This is a genomic window from Streptomyces sp. NPDC007917 (assembly GCF_042959105.1).
In the GTDB taxonomy this organism is placed as follows: Bacteria; Actinomycetota; Actinomycetes; order Streptomycetales; family Streptomycetaceae; genus Streptomyces.
Genome location: NZ_JBIBKK010000001.1, coordinates 520,903 through 545,066 on the forward strand (window position 1 = coordinate 520,903; position 24,164 = coordinate 545,066).

Annotated in this window: 18 protein-coding genes and 1 pseudogene; 6 read left to right on the top strand and 13 right to left on the bottom strand. The window is 72.6% G+C overall.

Translation table 11 applies throughout. The annotated features are described in order from the left end of the window. Positions 1-23: 23 nt before the first annotated feature. The 6 genes from ACFZDL_RS02215 to ACFZDL_RS02240 form a co-directional block, all read right to left on the bottom strand. On the bottom strand, positions 24-680 hold the full coding sequence (locus tag ACFZDL_RS02215) for an NAD-binding protein (RefSeq protein WP_353590997.1): 657 nt from the start codon (positions 678-680) through the stop codon (positions 24-26). Beyond that, complete coding sequence (locus ACFZDL_RS02220) at positions 677-1,336, bottom strand: TrkA family potassium uptake protein (protein ID WP_353590996.1); 660 nt, start codon at positions 1,334-1,336, stop codon at positions 677-679. Before ACFZDL_RS02220 ends, ACFZDL_RS02215 begins: the two co-directional genes overlap by 4 nt. Beyond that, the gene (locus ACFZDL_RS02225) at positions 1,333-4,125 is read right to left on the bottom strand and encodes a cation-transporting P-type ATPase (protein ID WP_353590995.1); all 2,793 of its coding nucleotides are present in this window, start codon (positions 4,123-4,125) and stop codon (positions 1,333-1,335) included. Before ACFZDL_RS02225 ends, ACFZDL_RS02220 begins: the two co-directional genes overlap by 4 nt. Before the next feature lie 105 nt (positions 4,126-4,230). Further along, a complete protein-coding gene (gene fdhF / locus ACFZDL_RS02230; protein ID WP_353590994.1) occupies positions 4,231-6,918 on the bottom strand; it encodes a formate dehydrogenase subunit alpha in 2,688 nt (895 codons plus the stop codon). Then, positions 6,915-8,600 carry an NAD(P)H-dependent oxidoreductase subunit E gene (locus ACFZDL_RS02235; protein WP_353590993.1) on the bottom strand — a complete coding sequence of 562 codons (1,686 nt, stop codon included), beginning with the start codon at positions 8,598-8,600 and terminating at the stop codon, positions 6,915-6,917. The genes fdhF and ACFZDL_RS02235 overlap by 4 nt, the downstream gene beginning before the upstream one ends. Positions 8,601-8,687: 87 nt before the next feature. After that, a complete protein-coding gene (locus tag ACFZDL_RS02240) occupies positions 8,688-11,417 on the bottom strand; it encodes a GNAT family N-acetyltransferase (protein ID WP_353590992.1) in 2,730 nt (909 codons plus the stop codon). Positions 11,418-11,661: 244 nt separating this feature from the next. On the opposite strand from ACFZDL_RS02240, the gene ACFZDL_RS02245 reads away from it, so the two are divergent. Then, complete coding sequence (locus ACFZDL_RS02245; RefSeq protein WP_353590991.1) at positions 11,662-12,540, top strand: universal stress protein; 879 nt, start codon at positions 11,662-11,664, stop codon at positions 12,538-12,540. Positions 12,541-12,591: 51 nt separating this feature from the next. Here ACFZDL_RS02245 and ACFZDL_RS02250 read toward each other — a convergent pair whose 3' ends face one another. The 3 genes from ACFZDL_RS02250 to ACFZDL_RS02260 form a co-directional block, all read right to left on the bottom strand. Continuing rightward, complete coding sequence (locus tag ACFZDL_RS02250) at positions 12,592-13,266, bottom strand: CBS domain-containing protein (protein ID WP_353590990.1); 675 nt, start codon at positions 13,264-13,266, stop codon at positions 12,592-12,594. A 170-nt stretch (positions 13,267-13,436) separates the two neighbouring features. Beyond that, positions 13,437-14,108, bottom strand: coding sequence for a CBS domain-containing protein (locus ACFZDL_RS02255; protein WP_353590989.1), 672 nt, complete (start codon positions 14,106-14,108; stop codon positions 13,437-13,439). 134 nt (positions 14,109-14,242) lie between these two features. Then, positions 14,243-15,283: a pirin family protein gene (locus tag ACFZDL_RS02260; protein ID WP_353590988.1), complete on the bottom strand. Its 1,041-nt coding sequence runs from the start codon at positions 15,281-15,283 to the stop codon at positions 14,243-14,245. A 124-nt stretch (positions 15,284-15,407) separates the two neighbouring features. Between ACFZDL_RS02260 and ACFZDL_RS02265 the strand changes: the two genes are divergently transcribed. Continuing rightward, on the top strand, positions 15,408-15,941 hold the full coding sequence (locus ACFZDL_RS02265) for a carboxymuconolactone decarboxylase family protein (protein ID WP_353590987.1): 534 nt from the start codon (positions 15,408-15,410) through the stop codon (positions 15,939-15,941). 7 nt (positions 15,942-15,948) lie between these two features. On the opposite strand, the gene ACFZDL_RS02270 is transcribed toward ACFZDL_RS02265, so the two are convergent. The 3 genes from ACFZDL_RS02270 to ACFZDL_RS02280 form a co-directional block, all read right to left on the bottom strand. Continuing rightward, positions 15,949-16,953, bottom strand: coding sequence for an NAD-dependent epimerase/dehydratase family protein (locus ACFZDL_RS02270; protein WP_353590986.1), 1,005 nt, complete (start codon positions 16,951-16,953; stop codon positions 15,949-15,951). Between the two features lie 118 nt (positions 16,954-17,071). Then, complete coding sequence (locus ACFZDL_RS02275) at positions 17,072-18,139, bottom strand: sulfotransferase (RefSeq protein ID WP_353590985.1); 1,068 nt, start codon at positions 18,137-18,139, stop codon at positions 17,072-17,074. Between the two features lie 74 nt (positions 18,140-18,213). After that, positions 18,214-19,479, bottom strand: coding sequence for an RNA-guided endonuclease TnpB family protein (locus ACFZDL_RS02280; RefSeq protein WP_353590984.1), 1,266 nt, complete (start codon positions 19,477-19,479; stop codon positions 18,214-18,216). Between the two features lie 27 nt (positions 19,480-19,506). Between ACFZDL_RS02280 and tnpA the strand changes: the two genes are divergently transcribed. Next, positions 19,507-19,923, top strand: coding sequence for an IS200/IS605 family transposase (tnpA, locus tag ACFZDL_RS02285; protein WP_353590983.1), 417 nt, complete (start codon positions 19,507-19,509; stop codon positions 19,921-19,923). A gap of 181 nt (positions 19,924-20,104) precedes the next feature. On the opposite strand, the pseudogene ACFZDL_RS02290 reads toward tnpA, so the two are convergent. Further along, positions 20,105-20,734: pseudogene (locus tag ACFZDL_RS02290) on the bottom strand (glycoside hydrolase family 92 protein); the annotation flags it as partial. 112 nt (positions 20,735-20,846) lie between these two features. Between ACFZDL_RS02290 and ACFZDL_RS02295 the strand changes: the two are divergent. The 3 genes from ACFZDL_RS02295 (at position 20,847) to ACFZDL_RS02305 (ending at position 24,122) form a co-directional block, all read left to right on the top strand. Beyond that, on the top strand, positions 20,847-21,725 hold the full coding sequence (locus tag ACFZDL_RS02295) for a GNAT family N-acetyltransferase (protein WP_353590982.1): 879 nt from the start codon (positions 20,847-20,849) through the stop codon (positions 21,723-21,725). Between the two features lie 61 nt (positions 21,726-21,786). Then, positions 21,787-22,938 carry a hypothetical protein gene (locus ACFZDL_RS02300; RefSeq protein ID WP_353590981.1) on the top strand — a complete coding sequence of 384 codons (1,152 nt, stop codon included), beginning with the start codon at positions 21,787-21,789 and terminating at the stop codon, positions 22,936-22,938. After that, entirely contained in the window at positions 22,935-24,122 is a 1,188-nt protein-coding gene (locus ACFZDL_RS02305) for a hypothetical protein (protein ID WP_353590980.1), read from the top strand. Before ACFZDL_RS02300 ends, ACFZDL_RS02305 begins: the two co-directional genes overlap by 4 nt. The last annotated feature ends 42 nt before the right edge of the window (positions 24,123-24,164 follow it).

The following is a 24,164-nucleotide window of genomic DNA, read 5'->3' on the forward strand; positions in this document are numbered from 1 at the left end:
GGGTCGGCGCGTGAGCCCGGACCTCACTGGAAGGCGGCGTGGATCTCCTGCTCGGTGGCGGCGTGCGAGACGACGAGGAGTTCGTCACCGGGCTGGAGCCGCGTACCGGGGGTGGGGACGGTGGGTTGACCTGCGCGGATGATGGTGGCGATGACGGTGCCTGCGGGGAGGGCGATCTCGGCGAGCGCGTGTCCTGCGGCGCGGGACTGCGGTGTGATGGCGGTTTCGATCACGTCGACGCCCGCTTTGCTCAGGCGCAGCAGGGCCACGGTGTCGGTCGCGCCGGTGGCTTCCTCGATGAGGGAGATGAGGGGCGTGGCGGCGGGGACTGCGATGTCGACACCCCATCGTTGGTCGAAGAGCCAGGTGTTCTCCGTGTCGTTGATGCGTGCCGCGACGCGGGGGACCGCGAACTTCCGCTTGGCGAGCAGGCTGATGACAAGGTTGTCCTCGTCGTTGCCGGTGGTGGCGATGACGAGGTCGGAGGTGCGTGCGTCCGCGTGTTCGAGGAAAGAGGGCTCGCAGGCGTCCCCGGCCATGAGGCGTACGGGCAGGTGGCCTTCGAGTTCGGCGATGCGGTCGTCGTCGATGTCGACGAGGGTGATGTCGTTGCGGGCGGCGGCGAGGACCTGGGCGATCCGGGTGCCCAGGCGGCCGGCGCCCGCGATGAGGGCCCTCACGTCCCCAACTCCTTGTCCAGGAAGCCACGCAGGCGGCCGAGGGCGGTGGCGGCCACGGCGAAGGTGACCAGATCGCCGGGTTCGGCGGGGGTGCTGTGGGCGGGCACGAGTGAGCGGCCCGCGCGGGTGACCTCCACGACGCGGATCTCGCCGTCGACGTCGAATTCGGTCAGCCGCCGCCCGGTCAGGTAGGAGGGGAGCTCGGAGCGGACGAGGAGGGTTTCTCCGTTGCCGAAGGTGAGTTCGGGCGTGAGGTGGCGGTGCAGCAGCATCTGGTGGATCCGGTGCACCGTCCAGCGGACGCTGGCGATGGTGGGGATGCCCAGCTCGCGGTAGATGGCGGCGCGACGGGGATCGTCGATGCGGGCCAGGACGATGGGGACCCGGTAGGTCTCCTTGGCCGTCCGCGCGCTGACGATGTTGCTGCTGTCCCCGGAGGTGACGGCGACGAACGCGTCGGCGTGCTCGATCCCGGCGGCCTCCAGCACCGCGCGGCTGTAGCCGTTGCCTTCGTGGAACTGGGCGGGGAAGCCGGCGGGCAACAGCCTGCGGACCCGGGACAGGCGGTCGATGAGCCGTACGTCGTGGCCTTCGGCGACGAGCTGCACGGCGAGCGTGGACCCCACTCGCCCGCAGCCCGCGATGATCACCCTCATCGTTCTCCTCCTTCCCCCTTCACGGCCTTCACGGCTTTCACGGCCTTCACGGGCCCGCGGCGCCGCAACCACCACTTACGGGTTTCCTCGGCGGCCAGCAGCAGCACCCCGAAGCCCGCCAGGACCGCCCAGTCGGCGATGTCCAGCGGCGCGGTATGGAAGACGACCTGCAACGGGGGCAGATAGCTGATGGCCGCCATGAGGGCCGTGCCGAAGCATCCGGCGGCCAGCAGCCACGGGTTGGACAGCACCCCGATCCTGAACACGCTCTGCCGGTCGGTGCGCACCGCGAGCGCGTTGAAGAACTGGCTGACCACGATCCCCGCCTGCACCATGGTGATCGCCTCCCGGTAGACGGGGTTGTCCTCGGTGAAGTCGGAATACGGGATTCCGGAGGCGTGGATGTGACAGAAGAACACCGCGCACACGCCGAGGGACTGGATGCCGCCCAGAAAGAGGATGCGTCCCATCACGGCGGTCGAGAACAGGCGCTCGCGCCGGGAGCGCGGCGGGCGGTCCATGACGTCGGGTTCCGGTGGCTCGGCGCCGAGCGCCAGGGCGGGCAGGACATCGGAGCCGAGGTCGATGGCGAGGATCTGCACCGCGGTGATCGGCACCAAGGGGAAGCCCGCGAAGGTCGCGGCCAGGATCGGGACGAGCTCGGCGATGTTGTGGCTGAAGAGGTAGACCAGGAACTTGCGGATGTTCTGGTAGACCGACCGGCCCAGTCTCACCGCTGCGGCGATGGAGGCGAACGAGTCGTCCAGCAGCACCATCACCGCCGCCTCCCTGGCGACGTCCGTGCCGGAGGCGCCCATCGCCACGCCGATGTCCGCGTGCTTGAGGGCCGGCGCGTCGTTGGCGCCGTCGCCGGTGACCGCGACGACCTCGCCGCGCCGCTGCAGGGCGGTGACCACCCGCATCTTGTGCTCGGGGCTGACCCGGCACAACAGCAGTTCAGCGGACTCGCCGAGCAGACCGTCCAGGGCGTGATCGTCCAGTGCGTCCAGTCGGCTGCCGGTCACGACGGTCGGGTCGGGGCGCCGCACGATGCCGACGCGGCGGGCGACGGCCTCCGCGGTCAGCGGGTGGTCGCCCGTCACCATGACGAGCCGGATCCCGGCCCGCCGGCAGGCGTCGACCGCGCCGCGGACCTCCGGTCGCGGCGGGTCGAGCATGCCCACCAGGCCCAGGAGCGTGAGCCCCGCTTCGACATCCTGCTGGACCGGGTGGGAATCGGTCACCGACCGCGACGCGACCGCCAGGACCCGCAGTCCCTGGGAGGCCAGGCCGTCGTTCGCGGCGATGACGGCCGCACGCATTTCGCTGGTCAGCGGCAGCCGCGCCCCGTTCCAGTCGATGGCGTCGCAGCGCCCGAGCACCTCCTGCGGGGCGCCTTTGACGTGCGCACGGTATCCGCCGTCAGCGCCGCCGTGGACGGTGCTCATCAGCTTCCGGACCGAGTCGAAGGGGAACTCCGCCACGCGCGGGGCGGCGGCTTCCTCGGCGTTCAGGTCGAGCCCGGCCTTCGCCGCCGCGACGAGCAGCGCTCCCTCCGTCGTGTCGCCGAGTACGCGCCAGCCCTCACGGTCCGGCCGGGGGAACCTCCCGGCGTCAGCCGGGGGAGCGACCAGCCGGGCGTTGCAGCACAACCCCGCCACGCGGAGCAGCTCGCGCACCGGCCAGGGATCGGCCACCGTACCGACCGGCGCGTACCCCACCCCGGACACGGCGTGCGGCACACCGCCGGCCCACACCTGGATCACGGTCATCTCGGCCTGGGTGAGTGTCCCGGTCTTGTCCGTGCACACGACGGTGGTGGAACCGAGCGCTTCCACTGCCAGCAGCTGCTTGACCAGCGCGTGCCGCCGGGCCATGCGCCGTACGCCGATGGCCAGTGACACCGACAGCGTCGCGGGCAGTCCCTCGGGGACGAGCGCGACCATCACCCCGAGGGCGAACACGAAGGTCTGCACGAAGGGCTGCCCTGTGGGCACGCGCACGGCGAACAGGGTCGCCCCGATCGCCAGCGCCGCGCCCGCCACCCGTCGGGCCATCAGGGCGACCTGGCGCTGCAGCGGGGTCTTCTGCCGCGGCGCTGCCGCGGCGAGCCGGAAGATGCGTCCGAATTCCGTTGCCGTACCGGTGGCGAACACCACCGCCTTCGCGGAGCCCGCCACCACATCGGTGCCCATGAAGACGCAGTTGCGGGCCTGGAGTACCGGGCCGGCCGCCACCGGTTCGCCCGTGCGCCCGACGGCGTCGCTCTCTCCGGTCAGGGCTGCGTTGTTCACCGCGACCTCGTGCGCCTCCACCAGGCGGCAGTCCGCCGACACCGCGTCCCCGGCCTCCAGGACGACGACGTCTCCGGGCACGAGGTCGTGCGCGGGCAGCTCCTGCCGCTCTCCGTCGCGGAGCACCCGGCAGGTGTGCGGCACCATCGCCTGCAGCGACTGAGCCGTCCGTTCGGCGGAGTACTCCTGCGCGAAGCCGATGGCCGCGTTCAACAGCACCACGCACACAATCGCCGCGGCCAGCTGCAAGGTGCCCACCTCACGAGGCTGTTGCAGGCCGTAGGCCAGGAACGTGATCGCCGACGCGACGAGCAGCACCACGGCGAAGAGATCGGTGAACTGTCCGGCGAGGTCGCGCCACAGTCCCCTTCGCGCCGCGGGCGGCAGCTCGTTGGGCCCGCACCGGTCACGCCGCGCCGCCGCGTCCGCTGAGGCCAGTCCTCGCGGCGAGGTGTCCAGCGCGGCGAAGACCTCCCTGGTCCGCAGGGTCTGCACCGCAGGGCCAGGCGCCCCGTTCGGCGCAGCCTGTCCGTGGCCTCCGTCACCGGGTGTCAGGACGGGGGTTCCGGTGCCCATCGGCGTGTGCCCCTGCCGTCCTTGTCACGGCGCGGACACGCGTACGGCCGTGACCTTGTACTCGGGACAGGACGTCACGGTGTCCGCGTGGTCGGAGGTCAGGCGGTTCACCCCGCTCGCGGGGAAGTGGAAGGAGCAGAAGACCTGGCCGGGGGCCGTCTGCTCGCTGACCCGGGCGATGAGGTGGGCCCGGCCGTGCCGGCTCTCCACCGTGAGCGGCAGGCCGTCGCGCACCGCGTACCGGAGGGCGTCGTCGGGGTTGAGGTCGAGGAAGTCGGTCGGATCGAGTGTGAGGTTGGCGCCGCGGCGGGTCATGCTCCCTGAGTTGTAGTGGGCCCAGCGCCGCCCGGTGACCAGGACCAGCGGATAGTCGTCGTCGGGCTGCTCGCCGGGTGGCAGATAGGGGGGTGCGGCGAGGTGGGCGCGTCCGTCGGGGGTGGCGAACCGTTCCTGGTACAGCTTGGCTTCTCCGGGGCGGCCGGGGTCCGGGCACGGCCAGGGGATGGCGCCGTCGCGGTCCAGCCGTTCGTGGCGGAGGCCGGCGAAGACGGGGGCGACCCGGCCGCACTCGGCCAGGGCTTCGGCCGGTGTGGGGCAGCCGATGTCGGTGCCCATGGCCGTCGCGACGGCGTGCACGATCTCGAAGTCGGTCCGTGCCTCGTCCGGCGGGGGAACGGTGGGTCTGACCCGCTGGAACCGTCGGTCGAAGTTGACGAAGGTGCCGTCCTTCTCCAGCCAGGACGCCGCCGGCAGGACGATGTCGGCGTGGCGGGCGGTCTCGGAGAGGAAGAGTTCGTTGCAGACCACGAGCGGGCAGGTGTCCAGGGCGCGGGCCACCCGGTTCGCGTCGGGGTCGGTGGCGCAGACGTCCTCGCCGATGATCCACAGCGCCCGCAGCCCCCCGGCCCGGGCGGCGGCGAACATGGCCGGGATCCGCAGGCCGGGCCGCGCGGGAACCGGTACCCCCCAGACCGCCTCGGCCCGGGACCGTACGGCGGGGTCGGTCACCTTTCCGTAGCCGGGCAGGAGGTCGGGCAGCGCGCCCATGTCCGAGGCGCCCTGGACGTTGTTCTGGCCGCGCAGCGGGCTGACCCCGTGTCCGCGGTCGGTGCCCACGGCGCCGCGCAGGATCGCCAGGTTGGCCAGGGACCGGACCCCGTCGGTGCCGTGCAGGTGCTCGGTGACGCCCAGGCCGTAGACGATGGCGGGCGCTCGGGCGCGGCCGTACAGCCGGGCGGCGGCCACCAGGTCCGCCGCGGGCACTTCGGTGATGTCCGCGACCCGGTCGGGCGGGTAGTCATTCAGCAGCGCGGTGAGTTCCGGCAGGCCGGTGGCCCGCTCGCGCAGAAACTCCTCGTCGGCGAGGCCTTCGGCGAGCAGGACGTGGGCGAGCCCGTGAAAGAGGGCGACATTGGTGCCGGGCCGGGGACGCAGATGCACGTCGGCGTGCAGGGCGAGGCCGATGGCACGGGGGTCGGCGACGACCAGCTCGGCCCCGTGCAGCACGCGCCGGAGCAGCCGCGCTCCGACCACCGGGTGCGCTTCGACGGGGTTGGCCCCGACCACCAGCAGGCAGTCGGAGCGCTCGACGTCGTCGAAGGTGTCGGTGCCACCGGGCAGGCCGAAAGAGGCGGTCAGGCCGGCCGCGGACGGGGAGTGGCACAGCCGGGAGCAGTTGTCGACGTTGTTCGTGCCGACCACGACCCGCATGAACTTCTGGACGAGGTAGTTCTCCTCGTTGGTGGCGCGGGCCGAGGAGATCGCCGCCACGGCGTCCGGGCCGCCCGCCTCGACGGCCGCGCGCAGCCCGCGGGCGACCTCGTCGAGTGCCTCGTCCCAGCCGACGGCCTCCAGGCGGCCGTCGCGCCGTAGCAGGGGCCGGGTGAGCCGTTCGGGGGAGGTCAGATAGCCGTGGGCGAAGCGGCCCTTCACACAGGCGTGCCCCTGGTTGACCGGGCCGTCCCGGGCGGGCAGGACCGCCGTGACCTCGCCGTCGCGGGTCACGACGTCCAGCGCGCAGCCGACGCCGCAGTATCCGCAGGTGGTCCGGGTGGCGGTCGGCCGGTGGGCGGAGCTGAGCCCGCTGCCGGGGCCGGGCTCGGTGATCGCGCCGGTGGGGCAGGTGTCGACGCAGCCGCCGCAGGCCACGCAGTCCGACTCGATCCAGGGCCCGCCGGTGCCGGGGGCGACTACGGTGTCGGCGCCCCGGCCGACCAGGGTGAGGGCGAAGGTGCCCTGTACGTCGGCGCACATGCGGACGCACCGGCCGCAGGCGATGCACAGGTCCCGGTCCAGATGGACGTACGGGTGGGAGCCGTCCCCGCCCCGGCCCCCGGCACCCCGTGCCGTCTGGGGGCCGATGTCCATCGACCGGCAGAGTCGTGCCAGTTCGCTGGGGTTGCCAGGGGCCAGCGCACGGGGCGGCAGAGCGGATGCGATGACCTCCACCGCTTCCCTGCGCAGCCGCCGGAGTTCGTCGGTGTCGATTTCGACGCGGGCGCCGGATGCGGCCGGGGTCACGCAGGCCGCCGCGATCCGCCCGTCGGCCCGCACGAGACAGGTACGGCAGGAGCCGGCAGGGCTGAGCCGCTCGTCGAAGCAGAGTGAGGGCAGCTCGATCCCCGCCGCCCGCGCCGCCGCGAGCAGCGACGCTCCCTCGGGCACGGCGACGCCGGTGCCGTCGACCTCGATCTCGATCTCGGTTCCGGTCATGGCCCCCATCCCGTCAGCCGGTCGCCATAGGCGCGGGCCAGGCTGTGCACGGCGGGCGGGATCCGCCGGCCGAAGGCGCACAGGCTCGCCTCCGCCAGAACACGCGCCAGTCGTTCCCATTCAGCTTCGGGCGGAGTGCCGGCGGACGCCAGCTCCAGGCCGCGGCGCGAGCCCACACGGCAGGGCGAGCAGGCACCGCAGCTCTCGGCCTCGGCGAACCGCCAGAGGTGCCGCAGCACCTCCTCCGGTGCCACGCGCTGGTCGAAGGCGACCAGTCCGGCATGGCCGAGAGCGGCACCCCGGGCCGTGAGATCGGCGCTGGTCAGCGGCACATCCAGCGCATCGGGGGCGAGGAAACCGCCCAGCGGCCCGCCGACCTGCAACGCGGTCAGCTCGCAACCGTCCCGCAGACCGCCGCCCAGCTCGGTGACGATCCGCAGCAGCGGGGTGCCCAGCTCGACCTCGTACGCCCCCGGCCGGGCGAACCGCTCCGACAGGCAGACCAGCTTCGTTCCCGTCTCGCCTGGGACCCCGCGCCGGGCGTACGCCTCTCCGCCCCGGGAGACGATCCATGGGACAGCCGCCAGGGTCTCCACGTTGTTCACCACCGTCGGCGCGCCCCACAGCCCTCGCTGGGTCGGGTAGGGCGGTCGCGGCCGTGCGCAGCCTCGGTCCCCCTCCAGGCTCGCGATCAGGGCGGTCTCCTCACCCGCGACGTACGAACCGGCCCCCTCCACCACCTCCACGTCCAAGGCGGTGTCCGTTCCGTGAACGGAAGGGCCGAAGTGCCCGTCGACGTAAGCCCGTCCGACGGCCTCCCGCACGCGGGCGAGCGCACGCGGATACTCCGAGCGCACCAGCACCACCCCCCGGCGCGCCCCGCACGCGAAGCAGGCCAGAGCCAGGCCCTCCAGCATCCGCTCCGGGTCCGACTCCATCAGCAGCCGATCGGCGTACGAGCCCGGGTCCCCCTCGTCTCCATTGGCCACGACCACGGTGCCGGATGCCCGGCCGGCGGCCTCCCACTTGGCGGCCACCCGGAACCCCGCGCCACCGCGGCCCCGCAGCCCGGACGCGGCCACCTCCAGCTGAACCCGGTCCGGACTGCCGGCCGTCACCACCTGCGGCCACACCTGCCACGGAAGCTCACCGGCCACCACTCGGCCCAGCAGAACGGGGTCGCCGGTGTCATCGGCCACCGGGATCCCCGGAGCCCGAGGGGGCTCGCGCCCCGCGAGCTGAGCGGCCAGTGTCCGCCCCGTGCACGGCGTATCACCGTCGAGCGCCGCAGGACCCGCGTAGCAGTACCCCAGACAACGGACGCCCTGGAACGACGTCTCCCCGTCGGGCGACGCCGTGCCCTCGGGGATACCCAGCCCGTGTTCCACGTCCGTGAGATGCTGTCCGGCCTGCGCGGCGAAGCAGGCGGTCGCCGCGCAGACCCGGACGTGACGGCGGCCGTGCGGGGCGGCGAGGTCCGCGTAGTAACCGGCCGGTCCCAGCGCGGCGGCGGCGGGCAGACCGAAACCGGCGGCGACAGCCGGAGCCCACACCCCGGGGCTGTCCGACGTTCCCGCCCGGGCCTCCGCCAGCGACTCGATCAGCCGGTCTCCCGGCCGTCCACGGCGGGCGGCCAGGGCCCGGAACGCGTCGAAACGGTCCGCAGGACCTACGGGGACCATGACCTCATCGTGGGGGCAGCCGCATAAGGTCGCAATCCGGACGCGGGTGTCGATCCGGACGTATCACTGCCTCCTCAGGTCCCTTCGTCAGGGCGCGTGCCGGGCTCTGACGGCGCGGAGCCGACGCAGATAGGGGTCGTGGGCGTGGCGGGGCAGGACGCGCAGCCTGACGTCGAGCGCCACCACGCCGTCGGGCCGGGCGACCACCGGGTTGAGGTCGGCCTCGGCGAGTTGCGGAAGGTCACAGGCCATCCGGGACAGCCGCAGCAGCAACTGTTCCAGACCTTCGAGATCCACGGCCGGGCTGCCCCGGTAGCCGAAGAGCAGCGGGGCGCAGCGCGGGGAGGTGATGAGGGTGTGGACATCACGGTCGGTGAGTGGTGCGAGCCTGGCGGCGTGGTCGGCGAGCAGTTCGGTGGCGGTTCCCCCGAGGCCAAAGAGCACCAGGGGTCCGAACACCTCGTCCTGGACGACGCCGGCGAACAGCTCGGTGCCACGTTGTGCCATCGGCTGCACCAGCGCGCCGGTCATACGGTCGTGGAAGCGTTCCCGCAGCTCGCGGTAGGCGGTGCGGATTTCTTCCGCTCCCTCCAAGTCGAGCCGCAGCGCTCCCTGGTCGCTCTTGTGCACCAGTCCGGGCCAGTACGCCTTGAGGGCGCACCGGGTGTCCTCTCCGGTGAGGTGGCGGACGGCCGCGGCGGCGCTGTCCTCGTCCTCGGCCCAGGCCCAGGGCAGTTGCGGGATGTGGTAACGGTCGAGGAGGGCGGCGCAGGCGCGGGGGTCGAGCCAGCCTCCGTCGGGGTGGTGGGTGAGGTGTTCCTCCACCATGGCCACCGCGCCGGCGGTGTCGACGCCGGACAGCGGGGGAACGGTGCCCGGCGGCTCGGCGCGCCAGCGGGCGTAGCGGACGGCGTGGGCGAGGGCGCGGGCGGCCGACTGGGGTTCGGTGTAGGCCGGGACGGCACGGTCGTCGGTGCTCATGAGCAGCCGTACGGGTGCCTCCTGGTCGAGGAGGACCGCGAGGACCGGCCGGGGGTGTCGGCCCGGGGTGCCGGTGAGGGCGAGCAGTGGGTCCTGGTCGGTGCCGGTGGCCAGCGCGGTGGGGACCAGGGCCACCAGTACCGCGTCGACGGCGCCGTGTGCGGTGAGCCGGTCCACGCAGGCGCGCAGCCGGTCGGCGGTCACCGCGGCCGTGGTGTCCACGGGGTTGGCGGTGGCCGCCCCGGGCGGCAGGAGCGTGCGGAGTTCATCGGCGAGGGCGGTGTCGAGGGCGGGGACGTTCAGCCCCGCCTCGACGCAGGCGTCGGCTGCGAGCACTGCGGCGCCTCCCGCGTTGCTGACCACCGCGACGTCGCCACCGGCGGGCGGTGGCTGGGCGTACAGCAAGGCCGCCGTGTCCACCAGTTCGGCGATGCTGTGGGTGGCGATGATCCCGGCCTGGGTGAACAGGGCCCGGCGGGTCATGGTGGGGGTGGCCGCGGCGGCGGTGTGGGAGGCCGCGGCGCGCCGTCCGGCATCCGATCGGCCCGCGTCCACGGTGAGGACCGGCATGCTGCGGGCGACCCGTCGGGCGGTGCGGGAGAAGGCACGGGGGTTGCCGAAGGACTCCAGGTGGAGGACGGCGAGGCGGGTGCTCTGGTCGGACTCCCACCACTGGAGCATGTCGTTGCCGCTGACGTCGTACTTGTCGCCGAGTGAGACGAAGCTGGAGATGCCCACGCCCAGGCGGCCGAGCCGCTCGAGCAGCGCGATGCCCACCCCTCCGGACTGCACGGCGACCCCCGCCCGCCCCGGCAGCGGCGGGTGAGCGGCGAAGGTGGCGTTGAGGCGCGCCTCGTCGGCCGTGTTGGCGATGCCCAGGCAGTTGGGGCCCACCAGCCGCATCCCGTACCGGCGGCAGGTGGTGAACAGCGCCTCGGCCTGCCCCGCGTCGAGGCCCGCCGTCAGGACGACCAGCGCACGGACCCCCAGGGCCCCGCACTGCTGGGCCGTCTCGGGGACGGCGGGCGCGGGCACGGCGAGCACGGCGAGTTCCGGGACGAGGGGAAGGGCCGCCACGCTCGGATACGCCGGCGTTGCCTCGATGACATCGGTGTGCGGGTTGACCGCGCACAGGGGCCCGTCGAACCCGCCGGAGCGAAGGTTGCCCAGCACCGCGCGCCCCACCGACCCGGGACGCCGGCCCGCTCCGACGACGGCCACCGAACGCGGCCGCAGCAGTGGCCGCAGGCTGGCCACATCGGCGATCCGGCCGCGCTCGTCCACCGCCGACAGATAGCGCTCGTCCTCCTCCAGGTGCACGGTGCAGCGCACATCGGTGCCGTCGAAGTGGCGGGAGGTGCGCAGGCCCAGATCGGCGAACACCTTCAGGACCGCGTGGTTCTCGGCGAGCGCTTCGGCGGTGAAGGCCGAGATCCCCGCGTCCCTGGCCGCAGTAACCAGGTGTTCGATCAGCAGCGTGCCGATGCCCTGCCCGTGGCGGCCCTCGGCCACGGACAGGGCCATGTCGGCGCACACCGGTTCACCGGGGGCCGCCGGGAGGGCCGTGTACTCCGCCACGCCGACCACCCGCCCCCGCGCCACCGCGAGCAGCGCGAGGTAGCCGGGGCGCGCGGGCGCGCAGACGCGTGCCGCGGCCTCGCTGGCGTACCTCGGGTTGGCCGCGAAGAACCGCAGCCGCAGGTCCTCCGCTGACATCTCCTGGTGCATGCGCAGCACTTCGTCCCGGTCCTGTGGCCGGGCGGCCCGTATCTCCACGGTGCTGCCGTCGGCGAGCAGCGCGTGAACCGTGTCGCGGCGGTGTGCCGTGTCCGTCATCCGTGAGCCCCTTCGCCACGGGTTTCGCGATCGGGTGCCGGGAGCACGGCGGCGTGGTCGGGCGCACAGGTCGCCGAAGCCGCGGTCGCCCACGGGGCCAGTGTCGCATTCGGAAAACCACTCCGCCGCGCCACGGCCCGTCCGCCGGGGTTGCCGGACGAGTGTTCCCGTACCGGGGCGATGCGACCGTGAACGCAGGGGTACCCGAGGCGCACGAGTCGGCCGCAGGAAGGCGGTGGGGACGATGTCACTCTCGCTGGTCGTGGGTGTCGATGGGTCGGGGTCGAGTCTGCAGGCGGTGGACTGGGCCGTGGACGAGGCGGCGCGCCACGGGCTGCCACTGCGTCTGGTCTACGCGTCTCGTTGGGAGCGGTACGAGCTGGGCCTCCCCTCCTTCGGTACCGGCCGCAGCTCCGGGGCGATCCTGGCCGAGCACATCGCCGCCTCCGCAGCCGAACGCGCGGCGCTGCGCGAGCCGGACGTCAAGGTGTCCGCGGAGACGCTGGCCGAGGACACCGTGACGGCACTGCTGGCCGAAAGCCGTGAGGCCTTCGCCGTGGTCACCGGCTCCCGGGGCAGAGGCGAACTCGCCGGGTCGCTCCTGGGGTCGGTCAGCTTGGCGGTGGCGGCCCGCGCCGTCTGCCCGGTGATCGTGGTGCGCGGCGAGGAGCAGAACCGAGAGGGGGGCTTCGGACGCGTCCTCCTCGCGGTCGGCGACCCCGCTGAGGGCTCGGCGGCGGCCCGGTTCGCATTCCGTGAGGCACGGGTACGGAACGCCGAGGTGCACGCCGTACGGACCTGGCTGTGCCCGGCGGAGCGGCACGCGGGCCGGCCGTTGCTCGCGCAGGAGGCCACCACCCTGCTCTACGAGGAGCAGGCGGCGGGCATCCTCACCGAGGTGCTGGACCGGGTCGAGCGCGAACACGAGGACACCACGTGTCGGCGTGATGTGGTCGAGGGACCGGCGCACCGGGTTCTGCTGGACGCGTCGGCGCGCTCCGACCTGCTGGTGGTCGGAGCCCTCCGCCGCCCTGGCCACACCGGGCTGCAACTCGGCCGGGTCAGCCACGCCGTGCTGCACCACTCGGTGTGTCCGGTCGCCGTCGTGCCGGAGCAGCCGTGACGATGCGCCGCACGGCCCGCCCCCGACCGGGCCGACGCTCTGGACGGCGTCTCAGGTGGCGACGGCAGGCCCCTGGGTGTCATCGGTTCCGTAGGCGATGTGCTCGGTGACCGACACCACCCCGTCCACGCTCCGGCACAGCCGCTCGATGACCGGGACCAGGCTCCGGGCCTCCACCGAGCCGCGCAGGGTGACCTCGCCCTCCCGCACCTCGACCGTCACCGCCGAGGGGGCCAGGCGCAACGTGTGGCGCAGCACATCCCGTTCGATCTCCTCGCGGATCGCGTCGTCCTGGCGCAGGAAGGTCCGCAGCAGGTCGCCGCGGCTGATGATGCCGAGCAGCCTGTCGGTCTCGTCGACCACGGGGAGCCGTTTGACGCCCTGGACCGCCATCAGCCGGGCCGCCTCGACGGCGCTCCACTCCGGCCGCGCACACACCGCGGGAGCCGACATCAGCTCCTCCGCCCTTCTTCCTTCCGTCTTCGCGCGCTCCCACGCCTCCAGGTGCGGGATCGGCACCCGGCCGGAGGGATCGGCCTGGCCGGAGGACTTGCGCAGCAGATCGGCCTCGGACACCACCCCGAGCGGGTGACCGGAGCCGTCCACGACCGGCACGGCCGTGACGTCGTTCTCCGCGAGGAGCTCCACGATCTCCTTGAACGGCATCTCGCGCGGGGCCCGGACCACGTGGTGGGTCATGAGCTCCCCGACCGTCCTGTGGTGCATGTCCCGACTCCCTTCGGACACTCGCCTCGGTCGGTCCCCGTCCACCCCGCGAGCGTGTCCCCAGGACCGGACGCACATATTCACCGCATCGGGCTCAGGTCAGCCGCGGGTGGGCGAGCGCACGTCGCGGCCGGCACTTCGACGACAGGGCCCGGCCGGGCGCCGCGGCCTCAGGAACCATGTGCCGCCCGGACTCGTCCAGCGGCCGTGAAGTGGCATTCGACATCCACGACACCCTCCACCGCACGGATGAGGCGCGCGGCCACAGGGATCATCGCGGCGTTCGGGATCTGCCCGCCCAGAGTGACCACTCCCTCAGCCACCCGCACCCGCACGGCATGGCTGACCTCGGGGAAGAGATAGGAGACCACCGTTCTCCGAACCTCCTCCTCGATCTCCTCGTCCGACCGGAGGAAGACCTTCAGAAGATCACCCCGGCTGACGATGCCCCGCAGCATCCCCTCATCGTCGACCACGGGAAGCCGTTTGACCCGCCGAACGGCCATGATCCGAGCCGCCTCGGCCAGGGTGGCGTCCGCGTGCACGGTGACCGCCGGAGCGCTCATCAGCTCCTCCGCCGTCACCGCCCCCGCCTTCGCCAGATCGGGGAGGCGCCGCAACTGCTCGAAGCGATCCGGGTCACTGGCCCGGAACTCCTCCTTGGGCAGCAGATCCGCCTCCGAGACCACACCGACCACTCGCCCCTCACCCTCGAGGACCGGCATGGCGCTCACCCGCCACTGCCCCATGGTCCTGACCATTTCCTTGAACGACGCGTCGCGGCCGACAGCGACCACCGTACGCGTCATCACGTCGCTCACCTGGTGCGGAGTCTCAGACACCGGGGACCTCCTCGTCTTCGAGCCGCGGCCACTTCACGTACCGGCCGGCCCCCTGCTTCCAGTGTCCAACGACCGGCCACCGCGTTCCCACTCCGCACACCGTGATCACGAGCCGCGCACACGCCTCCCCAGGGCTACGAGAGCCCATGGCGCGCGTTTCCGCGCGGCTTCAGCGGCACGTTCGGCAGCTCGGGCGCGGGCAGCCGGTCGCCGTCGTAGCCCGTCACCTCGCCGAAGCGGGAGCCGGTCGTCCAGTCCTCGCGGGCCTGGGCGATGTCCTCGTGCGACCGCCCGATGAAGTTCCACCACATCACGATCTGCTCCCCGAACGGCGTCCCGCCGAGCAGCACCATCCGGGCGGCGGAGTCGGTGGTGTTCGTCAGCTCGAGCGTCCCGTTTCCGGGGGCGAGGTAGCCGAGTTCGGCGGGGTTCAGGAGCGTGTCGGCCATGCGGACCTCGCCGCGGTCCAGGAGGACGCCGTGCTCGAAAGCCGTGTCGATGGCCAGGCTGACCGTGGCGTGCGGCTCGAGGGTGATTTCGGCGCCCAGCAGGGGGCTGAAGGTGGGCACCGGTGAGGTGTCGCCGGCGAGGGAGCCGAGGAAGACCCTGGCCTCGCCCGCGGGCCCGTCCCCGGCAGCCCCGTCACCCGTCGCCCCGTCCCCGGCCGGCCGGCTCCCGGGCAGGGCGACGGGGCGCGGCACATAGTGCTGGAAGTCACGGTCGGTGTGGCGGTGCGCCTCGGGCAGCGCCACCCACAGCTGGACGCCGTGCAGGACCGTGGTCCGGGCGGTGGAGACCTCGGAGTGGCTGATCCCGTGGCCGCCGGTCATCAGGTTCAGCTCGCCCGGCCGTACGAAGGCGTGGCTGCCCAGGCTGTCGCGGTGCTCGATCTCCCCGCTGAACAGCCAGCTCACCGTCTGCAGACCGGTGTGCGGATGCGGGGCGACGTCCATCCCGCCGCTGAGGGCGACGTCGTCGGGTCCGTAGTGGTCGGCGAAGCACCAGGCGCCGATCAGCGTCCGGGCCCGCTGTGGCAGGGTGCGTCGTACGGTCATCGCGCGCGGGCCGCCCAGCGGGACGTCGCGCGGGGTCAGGACCTCCACCCGGGGGCCGCTCTCCCCGTCCGGGGAGGCGCCGCAGCGCTGCACGGCGGGCTGGGTCTCGGTGTTGCTCATGGCGCGACGCCTCCCAAAGGGGGGATAGTTTTACGCTCAACAATAGCGATGATAGATCCGCACCTCGGTGAGGTGCGCGATCATTATCGGGAAGTGGCCACAGCGGCCCGGTGAAGGAGTGCAGGTGACTGACGCGGCAGCGACCTCCGACGACAAGGCGACCTCCGCCGACGGGCGGAGCAGACGGGTCTTCGTCGACAAGCAGAGCCCGCAGGCCTACAGCTCGATGCTCCAGACCGCCGAGGCGGTCCGTGCGGCCGCCGCCGACGCCGGGCTCGACCGGCTGCTCGTCGAGCTGGTCAACCTGCGGGTGTCCCAGGTCAACGGCTGCGCGTTCTGTCTCAGCCTGCACACCAAGGCCGCGCTGCGGGCCGGCGAGACGCCACAGCGCCTGGGTGTGCTGGCGGCATGGCGCGACACCGAGATGTTCACCGCGCGGGAGCGGGCCGCGCTCGCCCTCGCGGAGGCGACCACCAGCCCCGCGGACACCACCGCGCAGGAGGCGGCCTACGGGGAGGCGCGCCAGGTGCTGACCGACGACGAGATCTCGGCGGTGATCTGGGTGGCGATCGCCATCAATGCCTTCAACCGGGTCTCGATCATGAGCAAGCACCCCGTACGGCAGGTCCCCGGGCCGCGTCCGACACCGCAGGCTTAGGCCTGGCTCAGGCCCTGTCCGTGGCCGCCAGCACCTTCGCCTCCCGCTCCGGGTCGAGTCCCACCGGAGGGCGGTCGGGGCGGTGGGGTGCCCGGCCGCCCAGCTCACGCAGCCACTCCCAGGTGGCGGCCACGGTCTCGGCGACGGGGCGGCAGCGCAGGCCGGCGGCGAGCGCCCGGGACACGTCGCCCTGGTACATGGTGTCGCAGAGCTCCCCCGGCGGCAGCCAGACGGGCAGCTCGGTCCACGGCTCGATCCCGGCCGTCAGGACCGCCTCCGGGTCCGTCCAGCGCAGCTCGGCGTCCGACCCGGTGGCGGCCGCGCAGGCCTCCAGCAGCTCGCCGAAGGTCGCGTGGCCCGGCGGGCTCACCAGGTTGTACGGGCCGCCGAGCCCGCGCTCGGCCGCGTCCAGCACCCAGATGGCCAGGTCGCGGACGTCGATGTACTGCAGCCCCAGCTCGCGCGGCCCCGGTGCCAGGACCGGGCCGCCCCGGGAGAGGCGCGTCAGCCACCACGGCAGCCGGCCGACGTTCTCGTACGGGCCCAGGATCAGCCCCGCGCGGGCCAGCAGCGCCCGCTCGCCGAACGCCGCCTGCGCCGCCAGCTCCCCGCCCCTCTTGGCCTGGGCGTACTCGACCTCCCCCGCGTCCGGCGACGCTTCCACCAACGCGCCGTCCTCGTCCAGCCCGGCCGGGGCGGGGTAGGCGTAGACGGACCGGCTGGAGATGTAGACGTAACTCCCCGCCCGCCCGGCCAGCAGCCGGGCCGTGTCGCGCACGGCGGACGGCGCGCCCGACCAGGTGTCGACGACGACGTCCCACTCCCCCGCCCCGGGTGCCGCCAGGGCCGCCAGGCCGCCCGCAGCACCGCGGTCGCCCCGCAGGGCGGCCACGCCCGGGGGCGGGTCGTGGCGTCCCCGGTGGAACGCCGTCACCTGCCAGTCGCGCGCCAGCGCCTCCTCGGCGACGGCGCGCCCCACGAATTCCGTACCGCCCAGCAGCAGAAGCCTCATGACGGTGACTCTGCCCGCCGGGCGCCGCCGGCGGAATCGGCGTATGCCGTGAGCAGACATGCCGTGGGCGGAATCCCGAGTGAGGAGCGGAATCCCGCGGGGAGCCGGAGCCGGAGCGCTACGCCCGCGCCAGGGCCGCGCGCAGCGCCTCGGTGCCCGGGGCACAGGACTTCCGCAGAGCGGACAGCTCGTCCGCGGGGAGGCGGAGGGCGGAGCCGCGCCGGCTGTGGTCGAGCGTGGCCTCGGCCGCCGTCAGCCAGTCCTCCGTGGCCTCGACGCCGACGAACTCCGCCAGCCGGGTCAGCTCCGACCGGGGCGCGTCGAGCAGTCCCTCGTAGGACAGGGCCGCGACGGAGCCCTCCGGGACCCGTGACAGCGCCGTCAGGCCCCGGCTGATCAGGCGCGACCACATCTCGCCGAACCGGGCGACCGGCACGGGCGCCTCCATCAGCAGCGCGGGGTCGAACCGTTCGGCGAACAGCCCCGCGAGGTCGGGCGGCAGGGTCTTCAGGTGCTGGTCGGTGAGCCGGGGCACCAGCGGGCCCGCCCCGGACGCGCTCCTGGCGTCCATGGTGCGCAGGATCATCCGGAAGCCGGGGTGGCGGCTCATCGACAGCGCGCAGTCCGGCCCGTCCCGGAACATATGGACGAACCGCGCCTCGGGAAACGCCTCCCTGATCCAGGGCACCCAGCTCAGGGAGCCGCCGGAGCGCTCGACGACCACGCCGCCGCCGAACCCGTCGGCCAGCAGCTCGAACAGCGCCTCGTAGTGCCGGGCGACGGGGCCGCCGGGCCACGCCGCCACCCGCGGCGCGAGCTCGTCGAAGAGCGCGTCCGGGTCGTCGGTGAGATGCGGCAGGACCATCATGCACAGGGCGGGGATGCCGGTGGTCTCCGCCGAGAAGCGGCCGGGTCGCCGGTGGTAGAGGAATTCAGGCGCCGGGGTGCCGCTGCGGATCATCCGGTCGAACTCCTCGTTCGGCCGGGTGATCAGCTGCCAGAAGTCCGCGCCGGTCATCACCCGTCCGGGCAGCGGATGGCGGTGGGGCTCCGCGCCGAGGGAGGTGAACAGCTCGTTGACGCTGAGGATGCCGGGGTGCAGGTTCAGGACGTGCGACAGCGCGGTCGAGCCGCTGCGTCCGGTGCCGACGACGAACGTCAGGGGCCGCGTGCTGATGTGGTCCACCTCCGGTGTTGGCCCGCCGTCGCGGCAGGGCGGTACGGGCGGCGGCCGTCGCACGGGCGGCCGCCGGGCAGCGATCAATTGACGTGCTCCCTGGCCCAAAGTCCAGGGATTCCGGCCTGGGTCGTCTGACCATTCCGGGGGCTTCCTGCTTCAACGCGCTGTGCGGGCACGTGTGCCCGTCTTACCGGCACTCCACAGGCGCTTAGCGTCTCCACCCGTCCGGCGGCGACGATGCGGCGTCCTTCGAAGAGGACGTTACCTGCTGCGTTGTGGTCGCGGTCGTGCACGGTTCCGCACTGTCCGCACGTCCACACACGGACGTGCAGGGGCTTGGGGCCGTCCCGGAATCCGCAGGCCGAGCAGACCTGAGAGGACGGGAAGGCCCGGCCCACCTTGGCGAAGGTACGGCCGTGCAGAGCCGCCTTGTACTCCAGCATGCCGACGAACGCGGACCATCCCGCGTCGTGCACGGACTTGGCGAGCCGGGTGCGGCCGAGGCCGGACACCGCGAGGTCTTCCACATACACCGCTTGGTTGTCGCGAATGATCTGTGTGGATGCCTTGTGGTGCCAGTCCCGGCGCCGGTCCGCCACCCTGGCGTGCTGGCGTGCGACCTTGATGCGAGCCTTGGCCCGGTTCTTCGATCCCTTGACCTTGCGGGACAGCTCCCGCTGAAGCCGCTTGAGCTTCTTCTCGGCCCGGCGCAGGAAGCGGGGGCTGTGGATCTTGCTGCCGTCGGACAGGACCGCGAAGGCGGACAGGCCGAGATCGAGACCGACGTCTGCCTCCAGGCCGGGGAGAATGTCCGGCTCGGTGTCCACGACGAAGCTGAGGAAGTACCGGCCGGAACTGTCCTTGGTGACGGTCAGGGACGTGGGTGCGGCCGGAAGCCGGCGGGACCACTTGACCTTGAGGTTGCCGACCTTGGCCACGTACACCGTGCCGTCGTCCTGGAGGGAGAAGGCGTTGGTATTGAGGCGGATGGACTGCCGGGTGTCTTTCTTCGATTTGTAGCGGGGAGGGCCGACCTTGCGGCCCCGCCGCTTGCCCTTCACCGAGTCGAAGAAGTTCTTGTAGGCGGTGTCCAGGTCCCGCAGGGACTGTTGCAGGACGACCGCCGACACATCGGCGAGCCAGGCGCGTTCCGCGGTGCGCTTGGCCTGGGTGATGCGAAGCCGGGACAGCTCGGCCGACTTCACGTACGGCCATCCTGCCGCGTGCGCTTCCTTCCGGTCGCGCAGGCAGTCGTTCCACACTACGCGGGCGCACCCGAACGCACTGGCCAGCGCACGGCGCTGGGAGGCGTCCGGGTAGGCCCGGTAGTTGTAGCGGAGCTGCACACCCAAGACCCTACTACGGTTGGTCTCATGGATGGGCAGAACGACTACAGGCCTGGCAGGCACGTTGTTTCGGCGATGCATGTGCACTTGGTCTTCGTGACGAAGTATCGGCGCGGGGTGTTCAACGATGAGATGCTGACGCGCTGCGAAGAGATCATGCGCAAGGTCTGCGAGGACTTCGAAGCGGAGCTGAAGGAGTTCAACGGCGAACGCGATCACGTCCACCTCCTCGTGCACTACCCGCCCAAGGTCGCCGTCTCGAAGCTGGTCAACAGCCTCAAGGGCGTCTCCGCTCGCCGGATACGGCAGGAGTTCACCGGCCGGATCAACCGCGCCATCACGCACGGGCACCTGTGGTCGCCCTCGTATTTCTCCGCATCGTGCGGCGGAGCACCGTTGGCAATCGTCCGCCAGTACATCGAGCAGCAAAAACGTCCACTCTAAAGTGCACGTCAGAGCAGCCTTAAGATGCATTCATCCCCGGCGTGAACACCGGGGCTTTCTGCAAGAGTCCCCGGTAAAGGGCGTGGCGTCGCCGGGGCGCAAGGGTGTTGCCGGGACCGGGTGTTCGCCGGCCGGGGTGGGCCGGCGAACACCCCGTACCTCCGGTCAGGCCCCTGGGCGGTCAGCCGCGGGCGATCGCGAAGACGTGGAGGTCCGCGTTGTCCGGCAGTGTGACGCTCTTGATCGTCTTGCCGTCCGGCGCCCGGAACGCCTTCGTCGCGAAGACGTAGGCGTCCACGACGTCCTTGTCCCCGCCGCTGACGTTGCGGTACGGGGTCCTGGCGACGGTCACGTTGCCGTACTGGACCGTCCCTCCGCCGCCGCCCACCGTCCAGTCCGTGAAGGACAGTTCGGTGCTGTCCGAGCTGCCGTCGGTGTAGGTGACCTCGGCGGTGGTCTTCTGGTTGCCGTTGACCGCGCTGCCGAGGAACGACAGGGCGGTGGAGGCCGGCAGGTCGATGGTCTGGCCGTCGGCCGAGGCGTTGTCGGGGCGGCCGGCGGGCGAGCCGGGCCAGGTGAACTCCAGTCCCTGGACGGTGCCCCGGGCGCCAGGCGCGAGCCCGGCCTCGGTCAGGGCCTGGCGCGAGTAGCTCCAGCCGCCGCCGTCGTAGTCGCCCTCGTCGTGCTCGCCCCCGTCGTCGGTGGCGCCGACGTTGTTGTACGCGGCGAGCAGGCTGCCGGGCCCTGCGACGGTCACCGTGACCGGCTGGACGACGTCCGTGCCCTCGCCGGTCACCGTCACCTCGGCGTCGTCCCTGGAACCCCTTTGACAACGTTGTCGCGTTCCTGGGCCGACCAAGCCACGTCCACCCACCCGACAACACACTTCGCGCCCCCGCCAACCGGCCCGCCATCATGGGCCCATGATTGTCCGCCAGCTACGCGACACCGAGGAGGACGCCGAGGCGGTACGGACCGTGGCCACCGCCGCCTTCGGCGCCTCCCGCGCCCTCCCCGGCGAGAACGACGACGAGTGGCCGCCGCACCGCATCGCCTCCGCACACGGCCGCAACCGGCACCTCGCCCGCACCGACCCCGGCGGCTGCTGGCTCGCCGTGGACGACGCCGGGATGCCGGTCGGCGCGGCGCTGTCCCACAGACGGGAGGGCACCTGGGGGCTGGCGCTGTTCGCGGTGCTGCCGCGGGCGCAGCGGCGGGGGCTGGGCCGGGAGCTGCTGGCGGCGGCGCTCGCGTACGGGCGGGCGTGTCTGCGCGGGATCATCGTCGGCTCCGAGGACCCGCGGGCGGCCGCCACGTACCGGCAAGCGGGTTTCACCCTGCACCCGGCGATCCGGCTGCGCGGCATCGTCAGCAAGGATCGGCTGCCTCCACCGGACGGGGCGGTGTTCGAGGGCGGGGCCAGACAGCGGGACATGATGGACTCCGTCGACCGCCGCACCCGGGGCGGGGCGCACGGGCCCGACCACGAGCTGCTGCTGCGCCAGTGCCGGCTGTTCGTCTCGGACGACCTGGCGGGCAGCGGATACTGCTACGTCGGCGACGACGGCAAGGTCGAGCTGCTGGCCGCGACCTCCCGGCGGCTGGCGACGCGGCTGCTGACCGCCGCGCTGCTCAGCCTCCCGGAGGGCACCGAGGCCCGGGTCCCGAGCCTGACGGCCGAGCAGGAGTGGGCGGTGGACGTGGGCCTGGCGGCGGGGCTCGAGCTGTCCACCGGGGGCTATGTGTGCCTGCGCGGGATGCGGCCGCCGACTCCGTACATCCCGTCCAGCACCTTTCTCTGATGGCATGTCAGTGCCGCCCGATACGATCTGCGGCACCGACATGCTTTCGGGGGGAAGCCAGATGGACGAACAGACGACGGGCGACAGTGACGCCGCCGGTGGGGGTGGTGGACGGCTGCGCCGCGCCCTGGCGGCGCGGCGCGCACGCGCGGCGCTGGCGGGTGGGCTCGTCGCCGCGCTGGTGGCGGGGTGGCTGATCGTCAGGGCCGGCGACGACGCCGACGCCGACGCGGCGAAGAGATACTGCTGGGGCGCCTGGTCGCAGGGCGAGGAGCCGTTACGTTTCCACGACGACAACCGCGCCTTCCGGGAGACGGCCCCGACACCCGAACGCCCGCGCGGCTCCTGCACGATCACCACGAGCTGGGACAACGGCATCAACGAGGTCCATGAGAAGATCTCCGTCAGCTACGGCGCGGGCCCGAAAGACGCGAAGAAGCGCCGCGTCTGGCTGGCCGAGCTCTTCGCCGGCGCGGGAGATCAGCTTCCCGAGGGGCTGCCGGGCTTCGTCAGCGAGGGCTCCGCCACGCTGGTGCTCCCCGAGAAGTGCGATGTCGACGGCCGCCCCTCGGTCGTGACCATCAGCGGTGTGCAGAGCGACGGCAAAGACGACACCGCCACCCTGCCGGATGTCTCCTTCGAGCGGTGGCAGGCCGGGCAGCTGCTCGTGGACATCGCCAACCGCGGTATGGAGAAGGCCGGTTGCGCGCCGGAGAAGCCGCTGGGCTTCACCGCCCCCATACCGCCGGGATACGTGCCTGACGACACCTTCGTCACCGGCTACTCCTCGGGCGCCTGCCGGATTGACGGACTGAGACCCGCGCCGGGCGGTGGCGAGGGCGACGGCAAGGGCCTCGACTCAACCGTGGGCCCGGTCAGCGACGACCTCCAGACCTGTGTCGTCCGCTGGTACGGCACGGTGGCCGCCCGGCTCGCCACGACCGCCCACCCCCGGCTGGTGAAGCTCCTCGACGGCCTTACCGGCAGCGCCCCGCCCGCCCGAGGCTGGCGCGGCCAGGGCTTTATGGACGCGGATGGCGCGCTCGTCCGGACCCGGTGTTCGGGCCGTACGACAGTGATGTCCATGGAGCGGACGGACGTCGCCGACGACACCCCGTTCGCCACACCGTCCCGTATCTTCCCCGTCTACGCCGCCGCCGTGGCCAAGCGCCTCGGCTGCGCCGCCGTCACACCACACGGAGACTCAAGATGAGCAGCCCTGAGGAGTTACGGCGGCAGGAGCACTTCCTCGTCGCCGCCGCGGCGGCGCGCAAGGGCCGGTGGAGGCGGCGTGGCCGCCGGGCCTGGGGCCTGCTGCGGTCCCGCCCCGGTCAGCTGATCACCGTGGGAGTCGTGAGCGCGCTCATCGGCAGTCTGCTGACCGCCTGGCAGACCGACAGCCTTCCGTGGTCGGACGAGAAACAGGCCGTGTGCTGGGGGACGCTCTCCAAGAAGGAGGCGGAGGCGTTGTTCCTCCCCGACCGCTCGGTCCGCGCGGAGGAGATCCGCCCGACCCGCGGGGGCGCGGTTGTCCAGGGCGCCTGTCGGCTCCTGGCGCTGGACGAGCACGGCCGCCCCGTCGCGCATGTCGACTTCCGGCTCCACCACCTCGACGGGCGGTACGACGCGCAGTCCGCGGGCTGGCTGACGGACTTCCTCTCCCCGCTGGCGGTGCCGTTCGGTAAGGGATTCGTCGGCTTGGCCTCGGAGAGCCGGACCTGGCTGGCGCTCCCCAGGGGTTGCGGCGACGGGGGAGGCGTCAACGCGCCGGCGGTCGTCGACGCGTCCTGGGGCAGGCCGCCCATGAGCCTGGACGAGGACCCTCACTGGCGGGATCAGATGGCGCGGGCGACCGTCCGGCTGGCCAACGGCGCCATGCGCGCCCTGGGCTGTGACGGCACGTTCCCGCTCCCGGGTCGTCTTCCCGCCGTCCCTCTCCGCAAGAACACCGAGCCACGCCGGCTCTGCGGCGTCGACGGGCTGACGCTGGCCCTCCCCAAGGCCCAGGACCACGACTGGCACGACGGCACACTGCTCACGCACAGCCCCGGGACGGCCCGCGTCTGCGGCGTCGGCACCAGAGACATCACGATACGGGGGCGTCCGCGGCTGCGGCTGGTCACCATCGAAAATCCGTGGTTCGCCCAGGTCTTGTCCGACCGGACCGACCGCAGCGAAGCGCCCGATTACGGCAAGCGAGGCAGGAGTTCAGTCGGCCGGGACCTGGCTCTGTACCAGACCATGTGCCAGACCGGTCTGGTCATCTTCCTCGTTCAGGACGACGGCACCGGCATGGACGACCTTCCCCGCAAGCTCCTCCCCCGCTACGCCACAGCCGAGGCGGAGCGGCTGGGCTGCGGCCCGGTGAAGGTCGAGCTGCCGCGCCGAGGTTCCTGAGCACGCGGACGGGCCGCACCCCCCGCGCCGGGGAGTGCGGCC

Excerpts from the sequence above, each read along its gene's own strand:
- ACFZDL_RS02220 (WP_353590996.1), bottom strand. The coding sequence starts at position 1,336 with ATGAGGGTGATCATCGCGGGCTGCGGGCGAGTGGGGTCCACGCTCGCC.
- fdhF (WP_353590994.1), bottom strand. The coding sequence starts at position 6,918 with ATGACCGGAACCGAGATCGAGATCGAGGTCGACGGCACCGGCGTCGCC.
- ACFZDL_RS02235 (WP_353590993.1), bottom strand. The coding sequence starts at position 8,600 with ATGGTCCCCGTAGGTCCTGCGGACCGTTTCGACGCGTTCCGGGCCCTG.
- ACFZDL_RS02240 (WP_353590992.1), bottom strand. The coding sequence starts at position 11,417 with ATGACGGACACGGCACACCGCCGCGACACGGTTCACGCGCTGCTCGCC.
- ACFZDL_RS02245 (WP_353590991.1), top strand. The coding sequence starts at position 11,662 with ATGTCACTCTCGCTGGTCGTGGGTGTCGATGGGTCGGGGTCGAGTCTG.
- ACFZDL_RS02250 (WP_353590990.1), bottom strand. The coding sequence starts at position 13,266 with ATGCACCACAGGACGGTCGGGGAGCTCATGACCCACCACGTGGTCCGG.
- ACFZDL_RS02260 (WP_353590988.1), bottom strand. The coding sequence starts at position 15,283 with ATGAGCAACACCGAGACCCAGCCCGCCGTGCAGCGCTGCGGCGCCTCC.
- ACFZDL_RS02270 (WP_353590986.1), bottom strand. The coding sequence starts at position 16,953 with ATGAGGCTTCTGCTGCTGGGCGGTACGGAATTCGTGGGGCGCGCCGTC.
- tnpA (WP_353590983.1), top strand. The coding sequence starts at position 19,507 with ATGGATGGGCAGAACGACTACAGGCCTGGCAGGCACGTTGTTTCGGCG.
- ACFZDL_RS02295 (WP_353590982.1), top strand. The coding sequence starts at position 20,847 with ATGATTGTCCGCCAGCTACGCGACACCGAGGAGGACGCCGAGGCGGTA.
- ACFZDL_RS02300 (WP_353590981.1), top strand. The coding sequence starts at position 21,787 with ATGGACGAACAGACGACGGGCGACAGTGACGCCGCCGGTGGGGGTGGT.
- ACFZDL_RS02305 (WP_353590980.1), top strand. The coding sequence starts at position 22,935 with ATGAGCAGCCCTGAGGAGTTACGGCGGCAGGAGCACTTCCTCGTCGCC.